Genomic DNA, 8,054 nt, shown 5'->3' on the forward strand with positions numbered 1-8,054 from the left:
AGATGAAGACACCCCGTCTGCCGCTGGTCGCCGCGCTCGCCTTGCTGCTTGGCGGTTGCATGGTCGGCCCGGATTATCGCCGGCCCCCCGTGCCCGTCGCCGCGACCTACAAGGAACTGCCCGGCTGGACCCAGGCCGAACCCGCTGCGTCCGCACCGAAGGGCGACTGGTGGACTGCGTTTAACGATCCGCTGATCGATCAGCTCGAACCGCTCGTGTCCGTGTCGAACCAGACCGTGCGCCAGGACTACGCGAACTATCAGCAGGCGCTTGCCGAAGTGCGGGAGGCGCGCAGCCAGTTGTTCCCGACCATCGGAGTCACGGGGTCGGCCACGCGTGCGCGTAGTGCGACCGGCTCCGCCAGCACGAATCTGCCACCCATCAATTCCGGCACGCTCGAAGGCACAGCGAGCTGGACACTCGATCTGTGGGGCCAGGTGCGACGTACGATCGAGCAGAACGCGGCGACCGCCCAGGTCGACGAAGCGACGCTCGCCAACGCGACGCTCTCGGAACAGATTTCGCTCGCGAGCGACATCATCCAGTTGCGCATCAGCGATGCGAACATCGATCTGCTGCAGAAGACCGTCGAGGCGTACCAGCAATATCTGCGCGTCGTCGCCGATCAGGATCACGCCGGCACCGTGCCGCCGTCGAACCTCATCACGGCGCGCGAACAACTCGAAAGCGCGCAGGCGAGCCTGATTTCACTCGGCGTCGCGCGCGCGCAGTACGCGCACGCGATTGCGGTACTGGTCGGCAAGAACCCGGAAGATCTGGACATTCCGCATAGCACGGCGTTGCCGACGCTGCCGACAATTCCAGTCGGCGTGCCGTCGACACTGCTCGAACGCAGGCCCGATATCGCCGCTGCCGAACGTGCGATGGCGGCCCAGAACGCCGCAATCGGCGTGGCTGTGGCGGCCTACTATCCGACCATTTCGTTGTCCGCACTGGACGGGTTTTCGCAGGCGCCGCTGTCCGGTTTGCTGCATGCGGCCAATCGTGTGTGGTCGCTCGGCGCAAACGCGACCGGGACGCTATTCGATGGCGGCGAACGCCACGCGGAAGTCGACGCTGCGAAGGCTGCTTATGACGCAGCGGTGGCCAGCTATCGCGGCACTGTGCTGAACGCATTCGCCAACGTCGAGAACGACCTGTCCGGTCTGCGCATTCTCGCGCAGCAGGCCGACGCGCTGGACAGCGCCGTGCGCGATGCAACCGAGGGTTCGAAGATCGCATTCAACGAGTACCAGGCCGGTACGGTCGACTACACCACCGTGGCGACTGCGCTCGCCACGCAGTTGAGCGATCAGCAGACTGCGCTGAATGTGCAGGAACAGCGTCTGCTCGATGCGGCTTCGTTGTTCGGCGATCTGGGTGGCGGCTGGTCTGCCGGTCAGTTGTGCGATCCGCGGCATGCGCAGTGCGCGGGGACGCCGAAACAGGCTTCCGAGCAGGCTGCGAAGTAGTGAGTGCAGCGGGCGGTTCGTCATAGAACCGGGCGGGCCTGCGCCATACACACCGGCGCAGCCCGCCCGCCTACATACCACTCAGATCCGCATACGAATCATCACTGCGCGAAGTCCGGCGTTTTCTGGATGAACGCATTCAGGTTCGAAATATCGATACTGCCGAACCCCGTCGTCGCATCCCACCCTGCTTTCGCGTTGTAGCCATATCCGCCGCTACCGTTATTGCCCGACGTTACGTCGTTTACCACCGACGCATTCGAGGGGAAATATTGATAGATGCTGCTGGCCGGGAAGCCGAGGTTGTTGCCGTTCGCCGATTCGAGTCGCGCCCAGATGCCCGTGAAAATCGGCGCGGCAAGGCTCGTGCCGCCTTCGTTGTTCAGATAGCCCGAACCCCAGAGCGTATCGCTCGTCTGGCCGGATACCACGAGGATCGCGCCCGTGCGCAAATCGGCGTCAAAGCCGACGTCCGGCAACCCACGCTTGGTCGATCCCGTGAGGCTCGACGACTGCCACGACGGTGCACTCTCGTACGCACTGAAACCGCCACCCGTCGACCATACGGTGCCCGGCTGCCAGCTCGGATCGTTCCACACGATCTCGCTGTTGTAGGTCCCCGTGTTCGACGCCTGCGTGAAGACTGTCGTGCCGCCGACGGCAATCACATACGGCGAGGTGGCCGGTTCGCTGACCGTGTAGGTCGAGCGCGACGGACTGCCGCCTGCGCACTCATACGCGCCGTGATCTCCGGCCGACACCGAGAAGGTCTGACCTTGCGCGACGGCCTGCTTGAAGATCGTATCGTCGGTGGCCTGTGAACCCTGGCTGTGCGCGGACGATTCGCATACGCCGAGCGACACGTTGATCACCTTCGCCACGTTGTCCGTCACGACCCGGTTGTAGGCCGCCGTGATGGCCGACAGCGTCATCGCCGGGGCGTCGTAGAACACGACCTTCTGCACGCTGCCGCCCGCCGCACCGACAATCGCCTGGCTGTCCATATTCCACTCGACCGTACCGCTTGTGTCGGTGTACGAGCTACCGGAAGAACCGGTCTTCACCACCGAGCTGCTGATCGTGCCGAGTCCGTTGTTCGCGGCAAACGTGTTGAGGTCGGAGACGGTTTGCGTCAGATTGCCTTCGGAAATAATCCCGACCGTGGTTTGCGATGCTGTCGGCGTGGTGCCCGCGTCGTAGATCGACGAGAACTCGGTCGGATTGTGCGGCACTGCGGCAGCGCCCGACGGAATCGTCAGATTGCTCGTGTCCCCTTCCGGCTGGCTCGCACCCGTGTGCATCAGTTCGACGTTCTGCAGCCCCAGCACCGAACCGACGATACTGCCCAGCGCGTTCGGCACCTGCGCGGCATCCGTGTTGGCGTAGACATGGCGGCCGTTCTTGCTGAAGCCTTTAAGCCCCGTGCGGAACGCCGCTTTGACCGTGGCTGCGGTACCGGATGCCGAGACCAGCAGACGATTCGGCGCCACGACGATGTTGACGAAGCCGGCCTTGCGCAAATGTGCGACGACGGCGTCGACCTGCTGCTGGGTCGGCGCGTACTGCGAGGCGAATTGTTCCGTCGTGACGAAGCGATGGTATTGCGGCGAACCCGGTGTGTGCAGATCGCGCAGGAACGTGTCGAGCTGCGTTTCGTTGCGCAGATTCAAGCCGAGCAACACGTCGATCGTTTCGCCGGGCGCCAGATCCACGGCGCTAGCCGCCGCCGAAGCGACGTCCGTCGAGGCTGCGGTGGCCGCCTGTTGCTGCACGAGCGGCAGGAAGCCTTTGGTTTTCGTTTCGGTCCACCCGCCATCGGCAGCGTGCGCGGTGGCGGCGCCGAATGCCGCGGCCATGGCGACGGCGATGGCCATCGTTAATCGGGCGTTGCGTTGTTTCGTTTTGACTGAAATCTGATTCATTTGACATTACCCCTCGGTTAGCAATTCAAAGTGACAGACAACAACTTGCCCCCATGCATCGGCATGACGCACGGCGGTTCCCCACGAAACCCGATGAGACACCGGGCCGTCTCAAGCCAGCCCGGCCCGGTCAGGAAAGAAGGCGTTACGGAAACACAAACGAAAAGATGCCGTTTGAGTTTTGATTCGTTCTACTGGTGATTCGTCCGATTTCTGATGAACTGAAGTATCGGAGATAAAAAACGAGCGTCAAACTTTTTTTGATGGAATTTGTAATTTATTGAAGTTTAATATGCAGGAAATTGAATGTGCTTTGTAAAAAATAAGATATGCAAAATGCACCGTGCGCTCGTCATCCATTGCCCACTTCGCTGACGACGGTTTTGCGCAGCGCGTTAGCTTCCATTTTGCTGACAAAAACGAGGCATCCGCCACGATGCCCTGCGTTGTGAGATGATGCTTTTTCATTCAACACAGGGAGGGAGTGCCATGGGAATCCTGGACACGGTTGGCGAAATCGCCGGTGCTGTTGCAGCAGTCGAGGCAGCAGAGAAAGTCGACCCGGATGCGGGTCTACTGACCAAAGGCATTGCAGCGGTTGCGGGTTTCGAAGGAGCGGGCAAGCTGGAATCGCTCCTCGACAAGAAAGAGGAAGCGCCGGCAACGGACGCGACGAACGCAACTGACGACACCGCGCCGCAAGCCTGATAGTTTTTTGCTAGAGACGTACACGGGCCAGCCGCCTCAAAAACGGCTGGCCTGTTTTTTTGCATCGAAGGAGCCGGGACGCGATGAAAAGCCATCTTATCCGCAGGCTGTGCAGGTCTGGTGCGATCGCGCTCGTGCTGTGTTGTGCCACCGCCGCCAGGGCAGAACCGGACGGACAGATGCCGAAAGTCTGGTTCAGTATGGGCGCGATCTCATCGCCCGCCGGTCATCAAAGCTGGGACACGCTCTTCTATCAACCGGACGGGACATGGCCCTCCTACATGGATCACGTCACTACCGTCGGTATCCTCACGCAGGCGCTGGTCAAGATACCGGATGCGGATCTGGCGAAAGTAGTCGCGCGCCTGAAGGCGAAGCATGTTGCGCTGGGCATCGAGATGCTGGCGCAGGCTTATGACGCATCAGGTTGCGGCGGCGGAGTGGAAGGCTATTTTCCGACCGACCAGGTGGCAACGCTGGCAGCAAAGCTGAAACGGGCTGGCGCAGAGGTTGGCTATATCGCGATGGATGAGCCGCTGTGGTTTGGGCATTACTACAGCGGGAAGAATGCCTGTGACTCGTCGATCGACAACGTGGCTGAACGCGTGGCGAAGGACCTGAACGAGTATCTGAAGGTATTTCCGGATGCGATCGTCGGCGAGGCCGAGCCGTTTCCGTCCATCACAGACCAGCCGACGTGGAAAGAAGATTATCGCCACTGGATGACGGCATTCCACGCGAAGGTCGGCAAGCCGCTCGCATTCACCGACGTCGATATCAACTGGGGTGTGCAACGGTGGCCATCCTCCCTGCAGCAGGTGGCGGACTTTGCCCGGGACGTCGATCTTCCGCTCGGCATTATCTACAACGCGGGGCCGCCACCGGCGTCGATGACCAACCAGGCGTGGCTCGACGCAGCGGTCCGTAACTTCACGCACATCGAGAACACCTTGCACGTCGTTCCGCAGTGGGCGGTTTTCTCGTCATGGGAAAAGTATCCTGGCCACGCATTGACCGACAGCTACGGGCCCGGAGAAGACTATGTGCTCAAGCAGTACCTGAGCCTGCACCGCTGAGCGCGACGGGTATCTGAACCGAACTTGCCTGCGCCACTTCGCGCATCAACTGTCTGAACCACATCAACGCTGGATCACGCTCCTGGAACTTGTTGTACTGAACCACCTCGACAAGTTTCGGAATCGGATACGGGCAAGGCAGCACACGCAGCGATGGCGAATAGCGCTGTAGCAACGATGCAAGACGGGTCTGCAAGGTAGCGATCCGGCGCGTGCCGATCAGAAAGTGCGGGACAACGTTGAACGTCTCCACGGTCACCTCCGCTTGACGGTTGTATCCCAACGCTGCGGCTGCACGGCTGTCGGAGGTGACGATAGCGCCCCCTGCCCACTCCATGATCACGTGACCCGCCTCGAGGTATTGAGCCAACGTCAGCGTCTCGCCAATCCGGTCGTTGTCCGCACACACAACACACGACCACGAATCCTCGAATAACAGTTCAACGGGCTGGGTCGACCCGGCGCGGAAGTCCGGCGTAATGAGCAAATCGATCTCGCCGTTTTCCAGATGCACGACACCGAGCGTTGCCGCGGTACGCACACGGAACGTCATGCGCGGCGCTTCGATGGAGGCTCGCCGCAGGACTTCGCCCAGAAATACGCTCGTCACGTAGTCGGATGTTTCCACCACGATCTTCCGGTCTGAACTGACGGGGTCGAAGGCGGGATTGTCGTTGGTGATGGACTGAATCTGCAGCAGCACCTCGCGGACCGGATGTCTCAGGCTCTCGGCTCGAGGCGTCAACACCATCGCCTTGCCGATCTGCACCAGCAACTCGTCCTCGAAATACTCGCGCAGACGCGCCATGGCGCAACTGGTGGCGGACTGGCTCAGAAATAGCCGTTTCGCTGCTTTCGTCACGCTGCATTCGTCGAGTAGCGCGTCCAGCACCACCAGCTGATTCAAATCGAGCTTGTTGAAGCGCATCGCGTCTGCCTCATGAATGGCATCAATACATGCAGCGTGGAAGATCAATTATACAAATCCCACGCTCCGAGGCATTGTTTGCGCATCAACCAAAGGAAATTTCTCGTGTCGATCTCTAAAGTCATACGATTTGCCGCGGGCGTGCTTGCGGCATCGGTCCTCAGTTTCTCCGCAGGCGATGTCCAGGCGGCTAACGACGTCTCATACCAGTACGCGAACGTCGACGGCATCAAGATCTTCTACCGCGAGGCCGGGGACAAGTCGAAGCCGACCCTGTTGCTGCTGCACGGCTTCCCCTCGTCGTCGCACGAGTTCAGGGATCTGATTCCGCTGATTGCGCAAAACTTCCATGTCGTGGCGCCCGACTATCCAGGCATGGGTTATAGCGATGCACCGCCCGCCGACCGCTTCACGCCGACGTTCGATAACGTCACGGCCGTGATCGAAAAGTTTGTCGCGAGTCTCGGCGATCCGCATCTGATCGTGTACATGACCGACTTTGGCGGTCCGGTCGGCATGCGTATGGCCGTGCATCATCCGGAGTGGATCTCCGGACTGATTTTCCAGAACGCGATCGTCGCCGAAGCCGGCGTCGATCCCGCACGACGCAAGCGCGACGAAGCGATTTCGGGCGAGATCACACCGGCCAAGCGTGCATTGGCCGAAAGCCATGTGTCGCTTGCGACTGCGCTGCTGCTCTATCAGCACGGCGCACGCAACCCGGCGGCACTGAACCCCGATGCGTGGACCAACGACGCAGTCGCGCTAGCGAACCCCGATAGCCGCCGCATCATGACCGACCTGCAGCTCGACGTTCCGCAGAACGTCGCAGCATTTCCCGCGTGGCAGGCATATTTGCGCACGTACCAGCCGCGCACGCTCGTGGTGTGGGGCAAGAACGATCCGATCTTCCTGCCGGCGGGCGCCGAAGCCGTGAAACAGCTCGTTCCCGATGCCTCGGTCCGCTACTACGATACGGGCCACTTCGCACTCGAAGAGGACCATGTCGATATTGCTGCGCAGATCAACCAGTTCTTTGCGTCGACGCATGTGCGAGGTCGGATCGAATCGGTTCAGGGCCGTGAGCTCACCGTGTTGACCCGTGAAGGCGCACGTGTGCAGCTAACGCTACCTGGCTGGGCGCGATTCGCCGCGGTCAAGCCCTTCGATCGGGCGCTCATCAAACCCGGCAGCTACATCGGTACGGCCGCAACGGCAACGGCAACGACGAACGGCGTCGAAGCGCTCGAGGTGATGGTGTATCGGGAGGAGCGGCGCGGCACCGGAGAAGGACATTACGACTGGGACCTGGCGCCGGGGAGCACGATGACGGGTGCTACGGTCACGTCGGTCACCGAGAAACCCGACGGGCGTGATCTCAACCTCAGTTATGGCGGCAATACGCTCACTGTCTCGGTGCCGAAAGAGGCGCCTGTCGTCACGTTCGCGCCTGCAACTGTCGACGACCTCAAACCAGGCGCCGCCATTTTCGCAGTCGCGGCTCCCAGCGATCACGGACAAACGAGTGCGATCAGCCTGCTGGTCGAGAAGAATGGCGTCAAACCGCCGCTGTAACTGGCGAGCCAACGGCGCATGACGAGCTTTAAGGTGATACGATGATTTACCGTTACTCGTAAATCATGTTTATGCGAAACGCGTCCCGCTGGCTCCTCTCCGCCGCCCTGGTTTTACCGCTGCCCGCCATGGCGTTCGGCAGCAACGCTCAATACGATCAGTGCATGCTGCTATCCCTGCGAAACAGTCAGGGCAGCGCGGCGGCAAGCATGATCAAAAGCTCATGCCAGGCGCTCTATCAAAACGGCAACATGGCGCTACCTCGTGAAGTCGGTTTTCATCAGTGCATCTTGCAGAACATGCCAGGTGTGAGAGACAACTTTTCGGTGCAGCAGATCCGGCAGACCTGCCGGAGTCTGAACCCGATGTAACG

The 8,054-nt window shown here is 60.9% G+C and carries 7 protein-coding genes; 5 read left to right on the top strand and 2 right to left on the bottom strand.

The window, feature by feature from the left end; genetic code table 11:
- The first annotated feature begins 2 nt into the window (after positions 1 to 2).
- Positions 3 to 1,472: an efflux transporter outer membrane subunit gene (locus FNZ07_RS11665; RefSeq protein WP_091008687.1), complete on the top strand. Its 1,470-nt coding sequence runs from the start codon at positions 3 to 5 to the stop codon at positions 1,470 to 1,472.
- 101 nt (positions 1,473 to 1,573) lie between these two features.
- Here the strand turns inward: FNZ07_RS11665 and FNZ07_RS11670 are convergent, their stop codons facing one another.
- The gene (locus tag FNZ07_RS11670; protein ID WP_091006473.1) at positions 1,574 to 3,394 is read right to left on the bottom strand and encodes a S53 family peptidase; all 1,821 of its coding nucleotides are present in this window, start codon (positions 3,392 to 3,394) and stop codon (positions 1,574 to 1,576) included.
- A gap of 489 nt (positions 3,395 to 3,883) precedes the next feature.
- Between FNZ07_RS11670 and FNZ07_RS11675 the strand changes: the two genes are divergently transcribed.
- Both FNZ07_RS11675 and FNZ07_RS11680 read left to right on the top strand, forming a co-directional pair.
- Positions 3,884 to 4,102 (top strand): hypothetical protein, encoded by a 219-nt coding sequence (locus FNZ07_RS11675; protein ID WP_091006474.1) that lies wholly within the window; start codon positions 3,884 to 3,886, stop codon positions 4,100 to 4,102.
- Positions 4,103 to 4,185: 83 nt separating this feature from the next.
- Positions 4,186 to 5,178 carry a hypothetical protein gene (locus FNZ07_RS11680; RefSeq protein WP_091006476.1) on the top strand — a complete coding sequence of 331 codons (993 nt, stop codon included), beginning with the start codon at positions 4,186 to 4,188 and terminating at the stop codon, positions 5,176 to 5,178.
- Here FNZ07_RS11680 and FNZ07_RS11685 read toward each other — a convergent pair.
- Positions 5,150 to 6,106, bottom strand: a complete 957-nt coding sequence (locus FNZ07_RS11685) for a LysR family transcriptional regulator (RefSeq protein ID WP_091006478.1) — start codon at positions 6,104 to 6,106, stop codon at positions 5,150 to 5,152. The genes FNZ07_RS11680 and FNZ07_RS11685 overlap by 29 nt on opposite strands.
- Before the next feature lie 105 nt (positions 6,107 to 6,211).
- Here FNZ07_RS11685 and FNZ07_RS11690 point away from each other — a divergent pair, with 105 nt between their 5' ends.
- Together FNZ07_RS11690 and FNZ07_RS11695 are read left to right on the top strand one after the other, a co-directional pair.
- On the top strand, positions 6,212 to 7,681 hold the full coding sequence (locus FNZ07_RS11690; RefSeq protein ID WP_170275722.1) for an alpha/beta fold hydrolase: 1,470 nt from the start codon (positions 6,212 to 6,214) through the stop codon (positions 7,679 to 7,681).
- A gap of 71 nt (positions 7,682 to 7,752) precedes the next feature.
- Positions 7,753 to 8,052, top strand: coding sequence for a VF_A0006 family four-cysteine protein (locus FNZ07_RS11695; RefSeq protein ID WP_091008690.1), 300 nt, complete (start codon positions 7,753 to 7,755; stop codon positions 8,050 to 8,052).
- Positions 8,053 to 8,054: the final 2 nt, after the last annotated feature.

Origin of the sequence: Paraburkholderia megapolitana, from assembly GCF_007556815.1 — a bacterium.
Taxonomy (GTDB): Bacteria; Pseudomonadota; Gammaproteobacteria; order Burkholderiales; family Burkholderiaceae; genus Paraburkholderia; species Paraburkholderia megapolitana.

What these genes read in the sequence shown, in the direction of transcription:
- FNZ07_RS11665 (WP_091008687.1), top strand. Translation starts at nt 3, where the DNA reads ATGAAGACACCCCGTCTGCCGCTGGTCGCCGCGCTCGCCTTGCTGCTT.
- FNZ07_RS11670 (WP_091006473.1), bottom strand. Translation starts at nt 3,394, where the DNA reads ATGAATCAGATTTCAGTCAAAACGAAACAACGCAACGCCCGATTAACG.
- FNZ07_RS11675 (WP_091006474.1), top strand. Translation starts at nt 3,884, where the DNA reads ATGGGAATCCTGGACACGGTTGGCGAAATCGCCGGTGCTGTTGCAGCA.
- FNZ07_RS11680 (WP_091006476.1), top strand. Translation starts at nt 4,186, where the DNA reads ATGAAAAGCCATCTTATCCGCAGGCTGTGCAGGTCTGGTGCGATCGCG.
- FNZ07_RS11685 (WP_091006478.1), bottom strand. Translation starts at nt 6,106, where the DNA reads ATGCGCTTCAACAAGCTCGATTTGAATCAGCTGGTGGTGCTGGACGCG.
- FNZ07_RS11695 (WP_091008690.1), top strand. Translation starts at nt 7,753, where the DNA reads ATGCGAAACGCGTCCCGCTGGCTCCTCTCCGCCGCCCTGGTTTTACCG.